The organism is Bordetella genomosp. 7 (assembly GCF_002261265.1).
In the GTDB taxonomy this organism is placed as follows: domain Bacteria; phylum Pseudomonadota; class Gammaproteobacteria; order Burkholderiales; family Burkholderiaceae_B; genus Bordetella_A.
Genome location: NZ_NEVK01000001.1, coordinates 335,079 through 354,220, shown reverse-complemented (window position 1 = coordinate 354,220; position 19,142 = coordinate 335,079). Strand labels below are relative to the sequence as shown.

The 19,142-nt window shown below is 67.2% G+C and carries 20 protein-coding genes; 12 read left to right on the top strand and 8 right to left on the bottom strand.

What is annotated here, in order from left to right:
* Window positions 1–39: 39 nt before the first annotated feature.
* From accC to CAL19_RS01610, 4 genes are all read right to left on the bottom strand, one after another.
* Window positions 40–1,386: an acetyl-CoA carboxylase biotin carboxylase subunit gene (gene accC / locus CAL19_RS01625; RefSeq protein WP_026640681.1), complete on the bottom strand. Its 1,347-nt coding sequence runs from the start codon at window positions 1,384–1,386 to the stop codon at window positions 40–42.
* 8 nt (window positions 1,387–1,394) lie between these two features.
* Window positions 1,395–1,847 carry an acetyl-CoA carboxylase biotin carboxyl carrier protein gene (gene accB, locus CAL19_RS01620; RefSeq protein ID WP_026640680.1) on the bottom strand — a complete coding sequence of 151 codons (453 nt, stop codon included), beginning with the start codon at window positions 1,845–1,847 and terminating at the stop codon, window positions 1,395–1,397.
* Between the two features lie 102 nt (window positions 1,848–1,949).
* On the bottom strand, window positions 1,950–2,384 hold the full coding sequence (gene aroQ / locus CAL19_RS01615; protein WP_026640679.1) for a type II 3-dehydroquinate dehydratase: 435 nt from the start codon (window positions 2,382–2,384) through the stop codon (window positions 1,950–1,952).
* A gap of 135 nt (window positions 2,385–2,519) precedes the next feature.
* Window positions 2,520–3,077, bottom strand: a complete 558-nt coding sequence (locus tag CAL19_RS01610) for a TlpA family protein disulfide reductase (protein ID WP_094795917.1) — start codon at window positions 3,075–3,077, stop codon at window positions 2,520–2,522.
* Between the two features lie 70 nt (window positions 3,078–3,147).
* Here CAL19_RS01610 and mpl point away from each other — a divergent pair, with 70 nt between their 5' ends.
* The 8 genes from mpl to CAL19_RS01570 all read left to right on the top strand — a co-directional run bounded on the left by mpl (window position 3,148) and on the right by CAL19_RS01570 (window position 11,740).
* On the top strand, window positions 3,148–4,524 hold the full coding sequence (gene mpl, locus CAL19_RS01605; protein ID WP_094795829.1) for a UDP-N-acetylmuramate:L-alanyl-gamma-D-glutamyl-meso-diaminopimelate ligase: 1,377 nt from the start codon (window positions 3,148–3,150) through the stop codon (window positions 4,522–4,524).
* Window positions 4,521–5,120 carry a YqiA/YcfP family alpha/beta fold hydrolase gene (locus tag CAL19_RS01600; protein ID WP_094795828.1) on the top strand — a complete coding sequence of 200 codons (600 nt, stop codon included), beginning with the start codon at window positions 4,521–4,523 and terminating at the stop codon, window positions 5,118–5,120. Before mpl ends, CAL19_RS01600 begins: the two co-directional genes overlap by 4 nt.
* A gap of 85 nt (window positions 5,121–5,205) precedes the next feature.
* The gene (locus CAL19_RS01595) at window positions 5,206–7,095 is read left to right on the top strand and encodes a ribonuclease catalytic domain-containing protein (RefSeq protein WP_094795827.1); all 1,890 of its coding nucleotides are present in this window, start codon (window positions 5,206–5,208) and stop codon (window positions 7,093–7,095) included.
* Between the two features lie 57 nt (window positions 7,096–7,152).
* Window positions 7,153–8,052 carry an energy transducer TonB gene (locus CAL19_RS01590; protein WP_094795826.1) on the top strand — a complete coding sequence of 300 codons (900 nt, stop codon included), beginning with the start codon at window positions 7,153–7,155 and terminating at the stop codon, window positions 8,050–8,052.
* On the top strand, window positions 8,049–8,912 hold the full coding sequence (aroE, locus tag CAL19_RS01585) for a shikimate dehydrogenase (protein WP_026640673.1): 864 nt from the start codon (window positions 8,049–8,051) through the stop codon (window positions 8,910–8,912). Before CAL19_RS01590 ends, aroE begins: the two co-directional genes overlap by 4 nt.
* 6 nt (window positions 8,913–8,918) lie before the next feature.
* Window positions 8,919–9,653, top strand: a complete 735-nt coding sequence (gene mtgA / locus CAL19_RS01580; RefSeq protein ID WP_141214340.1) for a monofunctional biosynthetic peptidoglycan transglycosylase — start codon at window positions 8,919–8,921, stop codon at window positions 9,651–9,653.
* Window positions 9,654–9,731: 78 nt separating this feature from the next.
* Entirely contained in the window at window positions 9,732–10,910 is a 1,179-nt protein-coding gene (lptG, locus tag CAL19_RS01575) for an LPS export ABC transporter permease LptG (RefSeq protein ID WP_026640671.1), read from the top strand.
* Window positions 10,907–11,740: a symmetrical bis(5'-nucleosyl)-tetraphosphatase gene (locus tag CAL19_RS01570; protein WP_094795824.1), complete on the top strand. Its 834-nt coding sequence runs from the start codon at window positions 10,907–10,909 to the stop codon at window positions 11,738–11,740. Before lptG ends, CAL19_RS01570 begins: the two co-directional genes overlap by 4 nt.
* Window positions 11,741–12,040: 300 nt before the next feature.
* On the opposite strand, the gene CAL19_RS01565 is transcribed toward CAL19_RS01570, so the two are convergent.
* The 4 genes from CAL19_RS01565 to CAL19_RS01550 form a co-directional block, all read right to left on the bottom strand.
* Window positions 12,041–12,781, bottom strand: coding sequence for a lysophospholipid acyltransferase family protein (locus CAL19_RS01565; RefSeq protein ID WP_094795916.1), 741 nt, complete (start codon window positions 12,779–12,781; stop codon window positions 12,041–12,043).
* Between the two features lie 151 nt (window positions 12,782–12,932).
* On the bottom strand, window positions 12,933–13,328 hold the full coding sequence (gene ruvX / locus CAL19_RS01560; RefSeq protein ID WP_026640668.1) for a Holliday junction resolvase RuvX: 396 nt from the start codon (window positions 13,326–13,328) through the stop codon (window positions 12,933–12,935).
* Window positions 13,321–13,923 (bottom strand): YqgE/AlgH family protein, encoded by a 603-nt coding sequence (locus CAL19_RS01555; protein WP_026640667.1) that lies wholly within the window; start codon window positions 13,921–13,923, stop codon window positions 13,321–13,323. Before CAL19_RS01555 ends, ruvX begins: the two co-directional genes overlap by 8 nt.
* A 61-nt stretch (window positions 13,924–13,984) precedes the next feature.
* Complete coding sequence (locus CAL19_RS01550; RefSeq protein WP_003814980.1) at window positions 13,985–14,149, bottom strand: rubredoxin; 165 nt, start codon at window positions 14,147–14,149, stop codon at window positions 13,985–13,987.
* 168 nt (window positions 14,150–14,317) lie between these two features.
* Here CAL19_RS01550 and CAL19_RS01545 point away from each other — a divergent pair, with 168 nt between their 5' ends.
* The 4 genes from CAL19_RS01545 to CAL19_RS01530 all read left to right on the top strand — a co-directional run bounded on the left by CAL19_RS01545 (window position 14,318) and on the right by CAL19_RS01530 (window position 19,132).
* Window positions 14,318–15,118: a bifunctional hydroxymethylpyrimidine kinase/phosphomethylpyrimidine kinase gene (locus tag CAL19_RS01545; RefSeq protein ID WP_349290305.1), complete on the top strand. Its 801-nt coding sequence runs from the start codon at window positions 14,318–14,320 to the stop codon at window positions 15,116–15,118.
* Window positions 15,115–15,816, top strand: coding sequence for a thiamine phosphate synthase (gene thiE / locus CAL19_RS01540; protein ID WP_094795822.1), 702 nt, complete (start codon window positions 15,115–15,117; stop codon window positions 15,814–15,816). The genes CAL19_RS01545 and thiE overlap by 4 nt, the downstream gene beginning before the upstream one ends.
* A 4-nt stretch (window positions 15,817–15,820) precedes the next feature.
* Window positions 15,821–17,104, top strand: a complete 1,284-nt coding sequence (hemL, locus tag CAL19_RS01535; protein WP_026640664.1) for a glutamate-1-semialdehyde 2,1-aminomutase — start codon at window positions 15,821–15,823, stop codon at window positions 17,102–17,104.
* A gap of 408 nt (window positions 17,105–17,512) precedes the next feature.
* Window positions 17,513–19,132 (top strand): DUF342 domain-containing protein, encoded by a 1,620-nt coding sequence (locus CAL19_RS01530; protein ID WP_094795915.1) that lies wholly within the window; start codon window positions 17,513–17,515, stop codon window positions 19,130–19,132.
* Window positions 19,133–19,142: the final 10 nt, after the last annotated feature.

The window sequence follows — 19,142 nt, the reverse complement described above, 5'->3', positions numbered from 1 at the left end:
TTCCGGTATGGCGGGCCGCCCGTGCGGCCCGCCAGAGCATCAAGGGCGCTGGGCCAGCTTGTGCTCGAGATAGTGGATGCTGGTGCCGCCCTCGATGAAGCGGGCGTCCTGCAACAGTTCGCGATGCAGCGGAATGTTGGTGGAAATTCCTTCTACCACCATTTCGGACAGGGCGATACGCATGCGGGCCAGAGCCTGGTCGCGGGTATCGCCGTACGTAATGACCTTGGCAATCATCGAGTCGTAGTTGGGCGGCACGAAATAGCCGTTGAAGGCATGCGAATCGATGCGCACGCCGGGGCCGCCAGGCGTATGCCAATTGGTGATGCGGCCAGGGCTGGGCACGAAGCGGAACGGATCTTCAGCGTTGATGCGGCATTCGATCGCATGGCCCTTGAAGCTGATGTCGCGCTGGCGCAGCAGGAACTTTTCGCCCGAGGCGATGCGGATCTGCTGCTGGACCAGGTCTACGCCGGTAACGAGTTCGGTGACGGGGTGCTCGACCTGGATACGGGTGTTCATTTCAATGAAGTAGAACTCGCCGTTTTCGTACAGGAACTCGAACGTGCCCGCGCCGCGATAGCCCATCTTGCGGCAGGCATCGGCGCAACGGTCGCCGATGCGCTCGATCAGGCGGCGGGGAATGCCCGGCGCCGGAGCCTCTTCGATGACCTTCTGGTGGCGGCGCTGCATGGAGCAATCGCGCTCGCCCAGCCACACGGCATTGCGGCCGCCATCGGCCAGCACCTGGATTTCCACATGGCGCGGGTTCTCGAGGAACTTCTCCATGTAGACTTCCGGGTTGTTGAACGCCGCACCGGCCTCGGAACGCGTCATGGTGACGGCATTGAGCAGCGCGGCCTCGGTATAGACCACGCGCATGCCGCGACCGCCACCGCCCCCGGCGGCCTTGATGATGACCGGGTAGCCCGTTTCGCGGGCCATCCGCAGGATTTCCTGCGGGTCATCGGGCAGCGCGCCTTCCGAACCGGGCACCACCGGCACGCCGGCCTCGATCATGGCGCGCTTGGCGCTGACCTTGTCGCCCATCAGGCGGATGGTGTCGGGCCGGGGGCCAATGAACACAAACCCGCTTTTCTCGACGCGCTCGGCGAAATCGGCGTTTTCGGAAAGAAAGCCGTAGCCGGGGTGGATGGCCTCGGAATCGGTGACTTCGGCGGCCGAAATAATGGCCGGCATGTTCAGGTAGCTTTCGCGCGACGGCGCCGGCCCGATGCACACGGATTCATCGGCAAGGCGCACGTACTTGGCATTGCGGTCGGCCTCGGAATGCACGACCACCGTCTTGATGCCGAGTTCGCGGCAGGCGCGTTGGATACGCAGCGCGATCTCGCCGCGATTGGCGATCAGGATCTTTTCAAACATAGGTGCAATCAGCCAATGACGAATAGCGGTTGGCCGTATTCGACGGGTTCGCCGTTTTCGACCAGGATCTCTTTGATGACGCCGGACTTGTCGGCTTCGATTTCATTGAGCAGCTTCATGGCTTCGATGATGCACAGGGGGTCGCCTTCTTTGACGGACTGGCCGACATCGACGAAGGGCGCGGCGCCAGGATTGGGTGCGCGGTAGAAGGTGCCGACCATGGGCGCCTTGACGACGTGACCCTGGGGCACGGCAGGCGCTTCGGGCGCGGCAGCAGGCGCTGCGGCGGCGGCCGGCGCGGGCGCGGCGGCGGGCGTTTCGGGCACGTGGTACGCCACAGGCTGCAGGGTCTGCGAGAACTTGACGATGCGGACCTTGCCTTCGCCTTCGGTGATTTCAAGCTCGGCAATGCCCGATTCCGCCACCAGGTCGATCAAGGTCTTGAGTTTTCGGAGGTCCATAGAAGCTGCTTCCCGATTAATGTTGGCGACGCGTCTGCGTGTAGGCCGCGCCGTATCGAATAGAGGATGTAAAGGTATAAGTCCGGAGACTGGAGCGCCGCGCTAATGCCGCGCCGCATAGCGGACAGCGGCCTCGTAGCCATCGGCGCCCAGCCCGCAGACCAGGCCCACGGCCAGGTCGGACAGGTACGAGTGCTGCCGGAACGGTTCGCGTTTATACAGGTTCGACAAATGTACTTCAACAAAAGGAATGGCGACCGCCGCCAAGGCGTCGCGCACTGCCACGCTGGTGTGCGTGTAGGCTGCCGCGTTGATGACGATGAAGTCGGTGCCATCCTGGCGCGCCGCCTGGATGCGCTCGACCAACGCACCTTCGTGGTTGCTTTGCCAGGCGGTGAGCCCGACGCCAAGCTGCGCCGCCAGCGCTTCCAGGCCCTGGTTGATCTGCGCCAGCGTCAGGCTGCCGTAGAGATGGGGTTCGCGCGAACCCAGCAGGTTCAGGTTGGGGCCGTGCAAAACCAGGATATGTTGCGCCATGTGGGATGCGCCGAAGGCCAACCGCAACGTGTCGGCAAAACTATCGATAAACCGCCTTTTTACGCCTATTCACAGCATTTGTCCAACTAAGTCATACTGCAACCATGCTGGCGCAACCAGGCGCGGAGCCGGATTTTAGCCTGCCAGGCCCTGCAACGTGCGATCCAGATCGTCTGCCTGGATCTGCCCCAGAATTGTTCGGTTAATGCTGCCATCAGCAGCCAACACCAGTGTAAAAGGCAGGCCGCCAGCCGGGTTTCCCATGCTGCGCAGGGTATCGATGGCACCTGCCCCCATCACCAGCAAGGGGTAGGTAACCGGCACTTTCTGGATGAATTCGCGCATTTTCTCGGCTTGATCGACGCCGATGCCCACGAATTGAATGTCGGGATACTTTTCGTGCAGCGCCTGCAGTTCGGGCATTTCTTTTACGCAGGGCGCGCACCAGGTTGCCCAGAAATTGACCACCATGGGGCGGCGGCCCTGCCAGTCGGCCAAGGCGCGCTCGCGCCCATCGAGATCGGGCAGGGACAGGTTGCGCAGCACGGCTGCCGGGTCTGCGGCCGGCGCCGGAGCCGGCGAGGCCGAAGCAGGTTGCGGAGGTTCGGGTTCGCGGCGATCGCGCCAGGCATAGCCGCCAGCAACGGCCACGGCTGCCGCTGCGCCAGCGTACAGGAAGAAGCGACGGTTCATGGACCGGATCATAACCCCACGCGGCTGCGCCCGACGAAGCAGCCTCTACAATGCGCGCAGGAGATTATCAATGCACCTGCACATTCTTGGTATTTGCGGCACTTTCATGGGCGGCCTGGCGCTGATCGCACGGGCCGCGGGCCATCGGGTCACGGGCTGCGACGCGGCGGTCTACCCTCCCATGAGCACCCAGCTTGCCGAACAGGGCATCGAACTCATTGAAGGCTACGAGGCAGGCCAGATGGCGCTGCGCCCTGACCTGTATGTGGTAGGCAACGTCGTGACGCGCGGCAACCCGCTGATGGAAGCCATCCTCGATTCGGGCGCGCGCTATGTATCCGGACCCCAGTGGCTGGGCGACAATGTGCTGCCGGGTGCGCATGTGCTGGCCGTGGCGGGCACGCACGGCAAGACCACCACCAGTTCGATGCTGGCCTGGATACTCGAGGCGGCAGGGCTGCGCCCCAACTTCCTGATCGGCGGCGTGGCGCACGACCTGAAGGTATCCGCCCGGTACGACCCCGCGATAAGGCCGTTTGTCATCGAGGCGGACGAGTACGACACCGCCTTTTTCGACAAGCGGTCGAAATTCGTGCATTACCGTCCGCGCACGGCGATTCTGAACAATCTGGAATACGACCACGCCGACATCTTCCCCGATCTTGCCGCCATCGAGACCCAGTTCCATCATCTGCTGCGCACGGTTCCGTCTCGCGGACGCATCGTGCGGCCCGCCAGCAGTGATGCGCTGGATCGCGTCATCGCACGCGGCTGCTGGTCCGAGACCGTGAGTTTCGGGCCGGGCGGCGCCTGGCAGGCCGGCCCTGCCGACGCGGATGGCGCTTTTGAAGTGCTGTTCGACGAGCAGTCCGCCGGCACGGTGCGCTGGGCGCTGGGCGGCGAGCACAACCGCATGAACGCCCTGGCCGCGCTGGCGGCCGCGCAGCATGCGGGCGTGGCGCCCGCCGACGGCGTGGCGGCATTGAGCCGGTTCGGGGGCGTCAAGCGTCGCATGGAACTGCGCGGCACCGCCGGCGGCGTAAAGGTATACGACGATTTCGCGCACCATCCGACCGCCATCGCGACCACGCTCGAAGGGCTGCGCCGCCAAGTCGGGCAGGCGCGCATCCTGGCGGTGCTGGAACCGCGCTCGAACACCATGAAGCTGGGCGCCGTGGCGGCGCGCCTGCCGCAGGCGCTGCAACTGGCGGACCGGGTCTTCTGCTTTGGCGAGCGCAGCGGCAAGCATGCCCTGGGGTGGAACCCCGCCGAAGTGCTGGCCCCGCTGGGCGATCGCGCCAGCGACTACAACGACCTGGGCCTGCTGGTAGAGGCCGTGACGCAAGCCGCCCGGCCGGGCGACCATGTGCTGGTCATGAGCAATGGCGGCTTTGGCGGTGTGCACGACAAGCTGCTCCAGGCCCTGGCCCGCCGGGAGCCCGCATGATTCTGTATCTGCACGGATTCCGCTCGTCTCCCGTGTCGTTCAAGGCCCGGCTGATGGCCCAGGAACTGGCCCGGCGCGGGCTGGCCGGCCCGCGCGACTGGCAATGCCCGCAATTGCCCGCCAGCCCGCGCCAGGCGCTGAACCTGTCGCTGCAACTGGCGCGCGACCTGCTTCAGGGCGCCGACCACCCTCGCCGCCTGACCATCGTGGGCTCGTCGCTGGGGGGCTATTACGCCACCTGGCTGGCCGAGCGGCTGCAGTGCAAGGCCGTGCTGCTGAACCCGGCCGTCGAGGCCGCGCGCGATCTGGCCACGCAGGTGGGCCAGCATCACATGTATCATTCCGACACGCCGTTCGAGTTCCGCGCCGAATATGTCGACGAGCTTGCAACGGCCCGCGTGGCTGCGATCACGCAGCCCGACCGTTATTTCCTGGTGGCCGCCACGGGCGACGAAGTGCTCGACTGGCGCGAAATGCAAGCCCGCTACGCCGGCTGCCGTCAACGCATTGTGCAGGGCAGCGACCACGGGTTGTCGGACTTCGAACGCTGGCTGCCCGAAGTGCTGGACTTTGCCTTCGAAGCTCCGGACGCTTGATCCCGTTCTGCATCCCGCAATATATACAGGCCGGTAACCGCGCTGCGCAGGCCAGCCCGGACGCCGTGCCCTCGATGGACTGAATATGTACGTGTTTTACGAAGAAGACGGCAGCTTCAAGGCCGGCAATATCCTGTCGGAAGCCGACGCCAGCCTGCAGGTGGAATCGGAGTCGGGCAAGCGCAGCAAGATCAAGCGGGCCAATACGCTGTTCACTTTCGCCGAGCCGGCGCCCGCTGCGTTGCTGGCCGAGGCCGCCGCGGCCGCCGAGGAACTGGACCTGCAGTTCCTGTGGGAATGCGCGCCCCAGGAAGAATTCGACGCCGCCGCGCTCGCGGCCGATTATTACGGACAGGCGCCGAGCCCGGTTGAGCGTGCGGCGCTCGTGATGCGCCTGCACAGCGCGCCGGCCTATTTCCACCGGCGCGGCACCGGGCGCTACCGCCCCGCCCCGCCGGACATCCTGGAGGCCGCGCTGGCGGCGCTGGAGAAAAAACGCAAACAGGCCGAGCAGCAGGAGCATTGGGTCGAAGAAATGGCGTCCGGACGCCTGCCGACCGAGATCGCCCAGGCCGCCGAATCTTTGTTGATCCGCCCGGACAAGAACAGCATGCCCTGGAAGGCGCTGGACGCCGCCTGCGCGCGCCTGCAGAAAAGCCCCGAGCGCCTGCTGCTGGACCTGGGCGCCTGGCCCCATGCGCTGGCGCTGCACAAGCGCCGGTTCCTGTCGGCATATTTTCCGCGCGGCACAGGGTTCCCCGAGCTGCCGGTGCCACCGATCGAACGCGACCTGCCGCTGGCCGCGGACCTGGAAATCTATTCCGTAGACGACATCACCACCACCGAGATCGACGACGCCTTGTCGGTGGCCACGCTGCCGGACGGCAAAGTGCGGGTGGGCATCCACGTGGCGGCGCCCGGGCTGGCGGTGACGCGCGGCGGCGAGCTGGACAAGGTAGCGCGCGCCCGCCTGTCGACCATGTACATGCCGGGCGAGAAGATTCCGATGCAGCCCGACAACGTGATCGAGGCCTTCTCGCTGGATGCCGGGCGCGAGGTGCCGGCGGTGTCGCTGTACGTGACGGCCGATCCGGCCACCGGCGAGATCGCCGAGTCGGAAACGCGGCTGGAACGCGTGATAGTGCGCGAGAATCTGCGCCACAACATGCTGGACGCGCAGGTCACCGAGCAGGCGTTGAATGACCCTGACGCGCAGTTTCCATATTGCCATTGGCTGCGGCCGCTGTGGCGGTTGGCCAGCGCGTTGTCGGCGCAGCGCGACCTGGTGCGCGGCAAGCCCGAGAACAATACGCGCGTGGAGTACAGCTTCTACCTGGACGGCGACCCCAACGACCCGGACACGCCGGTGCGGCTGGTGCCGCGCCAGCGCAATGCGCCGCTGGACCGCATGGTGGCCGAATACATGATCCTGGCCAACAACCTGTGGGGCGGACTGCTGCAGCAGCATGGAGTGCCGGGCATTTACCGTTCGCAGCAGGCCGGGCGGGTGCGCATGAGCACGCAGGCGCTGCCGCACGAGGCCATCGGCGTGCCGCAGTATGCCTGGCATACGTCGCCGCTGCGCCGTTATGTAGACCTGGTGAACCAATGGCAGCTGATCGCCGCGGTCGATCACGGCGTGTCGGCCCGCCTGGTGGCGCCCTTCAAGCCTCGCGACGCGGATCTGTTCGCCATCATCGGCGCGTTCGATTCCCAGTATGCGGCGTGGGGCGAGTTCCAGAACAATATGGAACGCTACTGGTGCCTGCGCTGGCTGCAGCAGCAGAGCGTTTCCCGCACGGTGGCGCATGTGCTGCGGGACGATCTCGTGCGCTTTGCGAATGCGCCGCTCGTGACCCGGGTGGGCGGAATGCCCGAGCTGGAACGAGGCGTGGCGGTCGAAATCGACATTCTGGGCGTGGATGAACTCGCGCTGGAGGTGGAATGCCGATTTGTGGGGGTTGTCGGGGCATAGCGCCGGAACAACGCGCGCAAGGCGCGCATTGTCGAGCAAGGCGTCTAAAATGCCCTGGTGCAATTTTCTGTCGATAACCTCTCGACGCCGGGCCGGTTTTTGCATTGGCTGAGCGCGCCGGCCCAGCACTACCTGCGGATCGGGATTGCGATTTCGCTGCTGTTGCACGCCGGTGCGCTGGCGTGGCGGTTCGGTGCGCCGTCGCCGGCCAGGCCCAGCCAGGCGCCGCTGGAGATCGTGCTGGTCAATGCCCGCACGGAATCCACACCGGTGCAGCCGCAGGTGATCGCCCAGAACGCGGTCGATGGGGGCGGGGACGCCCGCCAGGGCGTGGCCGCATCGCCCTTGCCCCGTACGGGCGAGTCGGCTGAAACCATCGTGCTGCAGGCCATGCGCAAGCGCCAGGCGCAGCTCGAGGCCGAGCAGATGCTGCTGCTGAGCCAGCTGCAGGCCAGCTACAAGGCCGGCATGGAACGCCAGCCGGTCTATCCGTGGCCCGACGCCACGGCGCCGGGCGAAGATGTGGATGACCAGCCGGGCCTGGTGCAAAATGCGCGGATCGCGGCGCTGGCCGCCCGGGTGCAGGCGTATAACGCGCAACCTCGCAAGGCCTTCGTGGCGCCGTCGGCGCAGGCGTCGCACTATGCCGCCTACCTGGATGCCTGGCGCGCCCGCATCGAGGCCGTGGGCACGCAGCACTACCCCGAAGACGCGCGCGGCCGCATCTACGGCACGTTGCAGATCACCGTGTCGGTGCGCGCCGACGGCAGCGTGGCCAGCGTCGAAATCGACCGGCCGTCGGAGCATGCCGTGCTGAACCAGGCGGCTCGCCGCATCGTGCAGATGGCCGCACCCTTCCTTCCCTTTCCGCCCGAAATCGCACGAGAAGCCGATATGCTGGTCATTACCCGCACCTGGCACTTCGTCAACGACACGCTGGAAACCCATATCCCATGACCCAGGACCTCAGCCTGCCCCGCTACGCCGTCATCGGCAACCCTGTCGAGCACAGCCGCTCGCCGCAGATCCACGCGCTGTTCTCGGCGCAGACCGGCAAGCCGCTGCAATATGAGCGGCTGCTGGCGCCGCTGGATGGCTTCGCAGCCACGGTGCAGGCGTTTCGCGAGCAAGGCGGGCTGGGGTTGAACGTGACGGTGCCCTTCAAGGAAGCGGCCCGCGACCTGGCCGGCGAGCACCTGAGCGAACGGGCGCGCCTGGCCGGCGCGGTCAACACGCTGTGGCTGCGCGACGGGCAATGGCATGGCTGCAATACCGACGGTGTCGGCCTGGTGAGCGACCTGCTGCGGCTGGGCGTCGTGCTGGAGGGCGCGCGGGTGCTGCTGGTGGGCGCCGGCGGCGCGGCCCGCGGCGTGCTGCAGCCACTGGCCGACGCGGGCTGCGCGCGCATCCAGATCGTGAATCGCAATGCCCAGCGCGCCCACGACCTGGCCGCCAGCTGGGCGGCCGCGGGCGCGCGGCCGGGCACGCACGTGACCGCGGGCGCCCTGTCTGAAGCCCGCACGCCGGGCGGCTGGAATGTGGTGGTCAATGCCACGGCCAGCAGCCTGCAGGGTGCCGCGCCCGAGCTGCCGAAGCAGCTCTACGCGCCGGACGCACTGGCGTACGACATGATGTACGCGCCCCACCCCACCCCCTTCATGCGCCAGGCCACCGCCGACGGCGCCGCCCGCACGGCCGACGGCCTGGGCATGTTGGTGGGCCAGGCGGCCGAAAGCTTCCTGATCTGGCACGGGGTGCGGCCCGACCCATCGCCCGTACTGACGACCCTGCGCGCCGCGCTGCTGGCCCAGGGCTGAGCACGCATGTCCGCGCGCCGCTCGACACTGAGCCGGATACGTTGGGGGCGGGTGATCGGGGCAGGCATCATGGCCCTGCTCTGCCTGCTTATCATGTACCAGCTGTGGATGTTCTGCCTGGTGGTCTGGTACGCCTACCAAGACCCCGGCAGCAGCGCCATCATGCGCCAGGAGCTTTCGCGCCTGCGCGAAACCGACCCCGATGCCGAACTGCGGTACACCTGGGTGCCTTACGACCGCATCAGCAACACGCTCAAGCGCGCCGTAGTGGCTTCGGAAGACGCCAATTTCACCGAGCACGACGGCGTGGAATGGGACGCCATCCGCAAGGCCTGGGAATACAACCAGCGCCAGCAGGAACGGGGGCGTACCAAGATGCGCGGCGGGTCCACCATCACCCAGCAGCTTGCCAAGAACCTGTTTCTGTCGGGCTCGCGCAGCTACCTGCGCAAAGGGCAGGAACTGGTGCTGACATACATGATCGAGCACGTCATGCCCAAGCGGCGCATCCTGGAGCTGTATCTGAATGTGGCCGAATGGGGCGTGGGCGTATTCGGGGCCGAGGCCGCCGCGCGGCACTACTACAAGACCAGCGCCGCCAACCTGGGAACCTCGCAGGCCGCCCGGCTGGCGGCCATGCTGCCCAACCCGCGCTATTACGACAAAAACCGCAATACCAGTTATTTGAAGTCGCGCACCAATACACTGACCCGCCGCATGCGCCTGGTTGACATTCCCTGACACAGCAGCAGGGGCCCGGAACGGGGCCCGATTTTGGTAAGCTGTCACGTTTACGCGCCGACGTACCCATTCCATTTCATGCGCACAGCACGCCGCTACCTGGCTCGCGAGATCTATCGTTCTTGTGCAGTGGTCTTACTGGCCCTGCTGGGCCTGTTCACCTTTTTTGCGCTGGTCGACGACCTGGACAACGTGGGCGACAAGTTCAGCATGGTGGCCCTGCTGTACATGCAGGCCCTGGCCCTGCCCACCCGCCTGTACGACCTGCTGCCCATCGGGCTGCTCATCGGCGCCGTCCTGGCGCTGGCCGGCCTGGCGCAACGCAACGAGCTCGTGATCCTGCGCGTGTCGGGTGTCAGCGGCATGCGGCTGCTGCGCATGCTGTGGCTGATCACCCTGCCGCTGGTGGTCGGCGCCACCCTGTTGTCGGAATTCGTCACGCCGGCCGCCGAAATCAAGAGCGGCGAGGCCAGCCTGATGTTCCGCGGCAAGGCCAGCGGCACCCGCATGGACAGCGGCTACTGGTTCAAGGAACCCACGCGCAACGGCGGCACCCGCATCATCAATATCGCCAAGCTGCTGGCCGACGGCAACGTCGAGGGCGTGACACTGTACGAATTCAAGCCGGGGCAGCAGCTGACCACGCTTTCCACCGCCGCCACCGGCGCCTTCGCCGGGGACAAGCTGGTGCTGCGGGATGTGGCCGAGACGAACATCACCGAAGGCGCCCCCGACGCGCTGGCCGATGGCAAGCCGCCACCGACGGCGCCGGCATATGTATCGAAAGTCCCCGAGCGCGAACTGGACACCACGCTCAGCCCCGAACGGCTGCTGGCCCGGGTGCTGACGCCGGAACGCATGTCGCTGAACACGCTGCTCGACTACATCGATTACCTGCATCACAACCAGCTTGACGCGGGGCGGCAAGTGGTTGCCCTGTGGCGCAAGGTGTCTTATCCGTTCACCCTGCTGGTGATGATCACCATCGCGGCGCCCATCGGGTTCATGCAGACGCGGCGCGGCGGCGTCGGCGCAAAGGTATTTATCGGCATACTGCTGGGCGTAGGCTTTTTCATGCTGAACCAGCTGGCGCTCAATGTCGGCATGCTGAGCCGCTGGCCGCCCTGGTTGACGGCACTGGGCCCCAACATGGGTGCGGTGCTGGTGGCGCTGGGCGCCCTGACCCTGATGGAATACCGCCACGCCACGACACGCTTTGCGCGAGCGCGCTGGCCCTGGAGACGCAGCCCGGCATGAAAGGTAGCATCTGGATGATAGGCGACGTGCAGGGTTGCTGCGCGCCGCTGGAACAACTGCTCAGCCACCCCGAACTCACCGGCGATCCGGACGCCCAGTTCTGGTTCGCCGGCGACCTGATCAACCGGGGCCCGGAGTCCCTGGCGAGCTTGCGGCGCATTATCGATCTTGGCGAACGCGCGGTCTCGGTGCTGGGCAACCATGACCTGCACTTGCTGGCCGCCGCCGCCGAGGTGCGCAAACCGTCCAAGTCGGACACCATCAACGAGATCCTGCACGCCGAAGACGCCGGCGACCTGATCGACTGGCTGCGTCACCGGCCCCTGGCGCACTTTGAACATGGCCACCTGCTGGTGCATGCGGGGGTGCTGGCCAAGTGGGATGTGGCCAAGACGCTGGCGCTGGCGGGCGAAGTGCAGGACGCCTTGCGCGGGCCCGACTGGCGCAAGGCTTTGCAGCGCATGTACGGAAACGAGCCCACGCGCTGGAAGGAACGCTACACGGGCGGCAAGCGGCTGCGGGTCATCATCAACGCGCTGACGCGCATCCGGCTGTGCACGCCATCGGGCGAAATGGAATTCGCCACCAAAGTGGCGCCCGGCGCCTGGCCGGAAGGCCTGGTGCCGTGGTTCGACGTGCCCGACCGGGCCACGCGCGACGTGACGGTGGTATTTGGACACTGGTCGACGCTGGGCCTGCTGTTGCGGCCCGACGTCATCTGCCTGGACACGGGCTGCGTGTGGGGCGGCGCACTGACCGCCGTCCGACTGCAGGACCGCAAGCTGGTGCAGATCAAATGCGAGCAGTTCCAGGATCCGCTGGCCGAATAAACCCCGAAAGCAGCAGCGGCGCGGGTGCCCGGCCGGTGTCTGGCAACTGAAGGATGCCCGACCGGTGTCTGACTCCCGCAGGGTGTCTGACACCTCCGGAGTCAGACACCGTGGCGACGGCCGCCGTGCAGCGGGGCGGATATCTTTGCAGCAGCGGCGCGGATGCCCGGCCGGTGTCCGACAACTGAAGGATGCCCGACCGGTGTCTGACTCCCGAAGGGTGTCTGACACCTCCGGAGTCAGACACCGTGGCGACGGCCGCCGTGCAGCGGGGTAGATATCTGGGCAGCAGCGGCGCGGCTATAGCCGGGCGGCGATGGCGTCGCGGGCCAGGCTGGACAGTTCCAGGCGGGTGGGCGGCGAGCCTTCGGGTGTGTGGGTGGGCACGGGCGGCAGGAATTCCACCTGCACCGACAGACCGGTGGCGCCCAGCACGCGCCACAGGTTGGCGGCCAGTGTTTCTTCGCCCACGAATGCCGCCAGCGGGCTGCGTTGCCCATGCTGCAGAAAGCGCAGTACCACGGGCTGCACGGGTACGCCCGCCGCGCGGGCGGGTTCGAACAGGCTGGCATGGAACGGCCGCACCGTATCGCCTTCGCTGGTGGTTCCTTCGGGAAACAGGCCCACCGCGGCGCCTTGTGCGAAGCGGGCCCGCACCGACTCGCCCATGGCATGTACGGCGTGGCGCTGGCCGCGTTCGATGAAAAGGGTGCCGGCGCCCGCCGCCAGCCAGCCGATCAGCGGCCATTTGCGGATTTCGCTCTTGGCGATGAACGAGGTGGCGCGCACCGAATTCAAAACGAAAATGTCGATCCACGACACATGGTTGGCCACCCACAGCACCGGCCCCTGCAGCAGCGGCGCGCCCTGGACGGCGAGGCCAATGCCGCACAGCGACATCAGCCGGCGCGACCAGTAGCGGTTCAGGTTGGCGCGCGCCCGCGCCGTCATGCATGGATAGGCGAGTCCGACGCACAGCAGGCCGAACAGTATCCACGGCACCACCAGCGCGAAGCGCAACACGAAACGCAGGAATCTCAGCAAACTCGGGCTCCCCGGCTGCTGCGGCGCGCATACGGGAGGCACGCCGCCGACCGGCCTGCATCATACCCGCGAACAGGCAGGCCCAGGAACCGGCCGGGGCGCGGCCCGGGGCGACCCGGCCGCGCGTGCGTCGTCCGCCTGCGCGCCATCACGGCAAGGCGTCGAGGTACCGCTGCAGGATCACCGCCGCCGCCACGGCGTCATCGGGCGCGTGGGTGCCCAGCAGCCGCTGGGCTTCCATGCTGGACCCGCGTTCGTCCACGAGTTCCACCTTCAACCCATAGCGGCCATGCAACTGGTTGGCGAAGCGGCGGCAGCGGGCGGTGGCCGGCTGCTCGCCGCCATCGCTGGCCAGCGCCAGGCCCACGATGACGCGCTGCGGCTGCCATTCGTGCAGCAATTCGGCAATGCGCGCAAAGCGCGCTTCGCGCACCTCGGAAAAAATGATTTCGAGCGGGCGCGCCTGCCGGGTCAGCGTATTGCCGATGGCAATGCCGATTTTCTTTTCGCCGAAGTCGAAAGCCAGCAGCGTCTCGTCAGGCATGCCCCGCACCGACCGCGAGCATCACCGGATCGACTCCCAGCAGCTTCAGCGCCGCCGGATAACGGTCTTCGGGCGGAACATCGAAAATGATGTCGGCATCGGCGCCGACATTGAGCCATGCATTCTGGGCCATTTCGCTTTCGAGCTGGCCCGCGCCCCAGCCGGCGTAGCCCAGCGTCACCAGCATGCGGGCAGGGCCCGCTCCGTCGGCCACGGCCTGCAGCACATCGCGCGAGGTCGTCAGCGCCAGATCGCCCAGGTTGATGCTGGACGTGTAGTTGCCTGCCGGCGCGTGCAGCACGAAGCCCCGGTCGGTTTGCACGGGGCCGCCGAAAAATACCGGCGAATCTTTCACGGGCCGGATCTCGAGCTTGAGATCGATGCGTTCGAACAGGCTGGCCAGCGTCAGGTCGGTTGGCCGGTTGATGACCAGGCCCAGCGCTCCACGCGCCGTGTGCTCGCACACGTAAATTACCGAGCCTGCCAGGCTGCCTTCGACCATGCTGGGCATAGCGATCAGGAACTGGTTGGAAAAGTCGGTAGCCGGCGCGTCGGTGGCGTCGTCGTCGGACCGGGTGTCGTATTGATCGGTCATGGGAACCCCTCGGGCGCGGTGCCCGGGCGGCCTGGCCGCATACGGCAGGACGCCCGCGCGATCAGATTTCCATCAGTTCGAAGTCTTCCTTGCGGGCACCGCATTCGGGACAGACCCAATTGGGCGGAACGTCTTCCCAGCGCGTGCCGGGAGCGATGCCTTCGTCCGGCAGGCCGGCCTCTTCATCGTATACCCAACCGCAGATTAAGCACATCCAAGTACGCATAAATTCTCTTTTATCTGTTACATCAAAAGCCCGCCCCCCGGACGAGGGGCAAAGCGCGTGGCGCATCCATTAGAATGGGGCAATCTTACCGAAACCCAATAGGGGTTGCCGGGCGGCCATGGCAAGGCCCGCGCAACACTCTTCAATATTCTGCAGCTCGTGTCCCCCTTGATTCCCCCTGTAGTGCTGATTTTCGGGCCCGTCGACCCATCCGGGACCGACGGCCTGCCTGCTGACGCGGTGACTTGCGCGCGCCTGGGGTGCCACGGCCTGGCCGCGGCCACCGCGCTGACCGTGCAGGATACCGCCGGCATCGAAGAAATCCACCCTACCCCGCCGGAGCTGCTGGACGACCAGGCCCGCTGCCTGCTCGAAGACATGCCGGTGCAGGCCATCAAGGTCGGCGGACTGCACAGCACCGAAGCGGCCAGTGTCGTCGCCCAGGTGGCGGCCGATTACAGCCAAGTGCCGCTGGTGCTGCACCTGGGGCAGCGCAGCGTGCCCGCGCACGATGCCGCGTCGCAGGACGACGCCGATGACTTGCTGGCCGCCACGCTGGAACTCGTGCTGCCCCAGACTGATCTGGTGGTGGTCGAACATCTGCGCCTGGCCCAATGGCACGCCGACGGCGACATCGACATCGGCGACGCGCCCAGCCCCATGCACGCCATGCTGGCCGGCGGTGCCCAATGGGCACTGGTGCTGGGCTCGCCCGTGCGTCCCGGCCATTACGCCAACGTGTTGCTGGGCCCCGAGGGGCAGACGTCCACCTGGCCATGGCAGGCGCCGCCCGAGCGCAACGCCGATACGGGTGGAGTGGCCGCCACGGCCGCAGCCGCCATGCTGGCCCAGGGGCTCGACATGCCCAAGGCCGTCGAGCAGGCCCTGCGCCATGCCGACCAGGCCGTCGCCACGGCTTTCCTGGCGGGCATGGGCAAGCGCGTTCCCAACCGGGTGGCCGCTCCATGACGCCGGCCGGTTTTCAGGGCGCCGACACACTCGCCGGACGGCTGCGCTTTCCCGGCGGCCTGTACGGCGTCACGCCCGAATGGGACGACACCGACCGCCTGGCGGACGCCGTGCGCCGCGCGGCGGCCGGCGGCATGACTGCCCTGCAGCTGCGCCGCAAGACAGCCACCGAGGCGCAACGCGCCGCGCAGGCGCGCGTGCTGGCTGACTTGTGCCGCGAGCTGGGCGTGGTGTTCCTGGTCAACGACCACTGGCGCCTGGCGCTGGATGTCGGCGCCGAGGGCGCCCACCTGGGCCGCGACGACGGCGACCTGGCACAGGCCCGCGCCCAGGCCGGCTCGGGCCTGCTGCTGGGCGCGTCCTGCTACAACGACCTTGCCCGCGCACGCGAACTTCTCGACGCGGGCGCCGACTACATCGCGTTCGGCGCGGTGTTTCCGTCTGCGACCAAGCCGCAGGCCGTGCGCGCGCCCTTGTCGCTGCTGGCCCGGGCACGGGAGCTGGCCGCCGGCATGCCCGGCCCGCGGCCCGCCGTGGTGGCCATCGGCGGCATCACGCCGGCCAACGCGCCCCAGGTGGCGCAGGCCGGCGCCGACAGCATTGCCGTCATCAACGGGTTGTTCGAGGCGCCCGATATTCAACAGGCCGCCGCGGCCTGCGCGGCGCCGTTTTCCGCTTCTTCTTACTCAAAGCCGTAACGCCATGTCCAGTAACGCCCAGCTATTCGATCGCGCCTGCCGCAGCATTCCCGGCGGCGTCAATTCGCCCGTACGCGCCTTCCGCTCGGTAGGCGGCACGCCGCGCTTCATCAAGCGCGCCCAGGGCCCTTATGTGTGGGACGAAGAGGGCACCCGCTATATCGACTACGTGGGCTCGTGGGGGCCGGCCATCCTGGGCCATGCGCACCCGGATGTCGTCGAAGCGGTGCGCACGGCGGCGCTCGACGGCCTGTCGTTCGGCGCGCCCACCAAGGCCGAGGTCGAGCTGGCCGAAGTGCTGATCGAGCGCCTGCCTTCGCTGGAACGCGTGCGCCTGGTCAGTTCGGGCACCGAGGCCACCATGACGGCCATCCGCCTGGCGCGCGGCGCCACGGGCCGGGCCAAGATCGTGAAATTCGAGGGCTGCTACCACGGGCATTCCGACAGCCTGCTGGTCAAGGCCGGGTCGGGGTTGCTGACCCTCGGCAATCCCAGTTCGGCAGGCGTGCCCCCCGAGTTCGTGGCCCACACGCTGACCCTGGAATACAACAACCTGCAAGCGGTGCAGGCGGCCTTTGACCAGCATGGGGCCGACATCGCCTGTGTCATTGTCGAGCCGGTGGCCGGCAACATGAACCTCATCAAGCCGGCCGAAGGCTTTCTGCAGGGCCTGCGCGATGTCTGCTCCAGGCACGGCGCGGTGCTGATCTTTGACGAGGTCATGACCGGTTTCCGGGTCGGCCCGCAAGGGGTGCAGGGGCTGTCCGGCGTGACGCCCGACCTGACGACGCTGGCGAAGGTGATCGGCGGCGGCATGCCCGTGGGCGCGGTGGGCGGTCGCGCCGACCTGATGCAGCATATGGCGCCGCTGGGCGGCGTGTACCAGGCCGGCACGCTGTCGGGCAACCCGGTGGCGGTCGCGGCGGGGCTGGCCACGTTGCGACTGATTGCGCAGCCGGGTTTCTATGAACAATTGTCGCGCCAGACGCTGCGCCTGGCCGACGGCCTGCAGCAGCGCGCCCGGGCGGCGGGCATCCCGTTTGCGGCCGATGCCATCGGCGGCATGTTCGGCCTGTATTTCCGCGACACGGTGCCGGCCTCTTTCGCCGAAGTTTCGGACAGCGATACCGATGCCTTCAAACAGTTTTTCCACGCCATGCTGGACCGCGGCGTACATTTCGCGCCGTCGGCCTTTGAAGCCGGATTCGTCTCGGCCACGCACGACGACAGCGTCATCGACGCCACGCTCGACATCGCCGAAGCGGTTTTCGGGGAAATGAAGAAATAAGGTCGGATGCGGGGCGGGTGTCTGACACGTGAAGCGCTAACGGGGCGGCTGGGCCTGGGGTGGAAAGGTGTCTGACACCCTTTGGGAGTCAGACACCAGAAGCGCTTAAAGGGCCGGCTGGGCCTGGGGTGGAAGGGTGTCTGACACCCTTTGGGAGTCAGACACCAGAAGCGCTAAAAGGGGCGGCTGGGTCTGGAGTGGAAAGGTGTCTGACACCCTTTGGGTGTCAGACACCAGAAGCGCTTAAAGGGACGGCGGTGCCTGGAGTGGAAAGGTGTCTGACACCCTTTGGGTGTCAGACACCCGGCATTGGCCGCCTGCATCCGCACTGGATATGTCTTAATATTTCGGGATTTTACAAATCCCGAACTCTGGCCCATGGTGCCGGTGTTCAGTCCGGAGGACGGCATGGGCGACGATGCAGTGCAATTGGCCGTGGATCCCGCGACGGGCGTGCTGTCGGCCACCTTCGGCGCGGCGGGCGCTGGCGGCCAGCCAATTACCTGGGACACGCTGGCTGCGGCCGCGCAGCGACAGGGCTGGGGGTCCGACGTACTGGACCACGCCCAAGCGGCGGCATTCGTGCAGCAGTGCCGTGACGCCGATGGCCCGGTTACCGCGGCGGTGGGCGAGGTGCGCGACGGCGCAGTGCAGGTGGATGTCGAGCCCGACCGCATGACCGCCCTGCTCACGCTGGCGCCGCCGCGCGGCGGCCGCCCCGTCAGTCAACAGGATATCGAGGCCGCGCTGGCCGCGCAGAACGTGGTGGCCGGCATCGATGCCGCGGCGATCCGCCTGGCGCTGGAACGCGGGCGTTGCGAAGCCATGCCCGTCGCGCACGGCGTGCCCGCCCGGCCCGGCACGCCCACCCGGTTCGAAAGCCTGATCTGCAACCCGCTGGCGCAGATTCACGATGACAACGCGCCCGTGGACTACCGCAACCTGGGCAACCTGGTGCTGGTGCAGGCCGGCACGCCGCTGGTGCGCCGCATTGCCGCGACGCCCGGCACGGACGGCCAGGATGTGACCGGCCAGCCGGTGGCCGCCGAGCCGCAGCCCGACCTGCCGTTCGCGCCGGGGCTGGCCGGCGTGGCTGTCGACGAACAAGACCCTGACGTCCTGCGCGCGGCGGTGGCTGGCGCGCCCATGCTGGTGCCACAGGGTGCGCTGGTGAACTCGGTGGTCGAGGTCGAGGCGGTGGACCTGCATTCCGGCAATGTCGAATTCGACGGCACCCTGCGGGTCAAGGGCGATGTGACTGCCGGCATGACCGTACGCGTCAGCGGCGATGTCGTGGTGGGCGGCACGGTCGAAGCGGCGCAGATCGTCGCCGGCGGCAGCCTGACGGTGAATGGCGGCATCATCGGCATGGCCGAGCCTGCGCCGGGCGAAGGCCCGGGCGGCTCCCGCGCTGCTCACATACAGTGCCAGGGCTCGGTGAAGGCGCGCTTTATCGAACACGCTCTGGTTCACGCCGGCCAGCAGGTGATGGCCGAACGTGAAATCCGCCACAGCCGCGTACTGGCCGGGCACAGTGTGATGGTAGGGCCGCCCGGCTCGCAGCAGGGCGTGATCACCGGCGGCGAAACCTGCGCGCTGCATGCGGTGCGCGCCGGCACGCTGGGCTCTATGGCGGCCGTGCCCACGATCGTGCGTGTAGGCCTGGACCCTCATGCACAGGCCCGGCGGGCCGTGCTCAAGGACGAACGCCAGCGCCTGGAAGAAGAAAAGTCGAAGCTGGAAAAACTGTTGGTGTTTCTGCGGATGAATCCGCAAAAGGCCGCAGGCGACGTGGGCGAGCGGGCGCACAATACGCACGCCAAAGTGTGCGCCGGGCTGCAGGGCGTGCAGCAGCAGGAAGCCGAGCTGGAACGGCGCATGCAGCCGCTGCAATCGGCCGCCATCATCGCCGGCAAGCGTTTCTACGGCGGCTGCACGCTGCAGGTGGGCGTCAAAGTGGAAACCTTGCTGGAAGACCAGCCGGGCGGGCAGGCCCGCCTGGAGGCGGGCGAGCTGGTCTTGCGCTGACGCGGGCCCG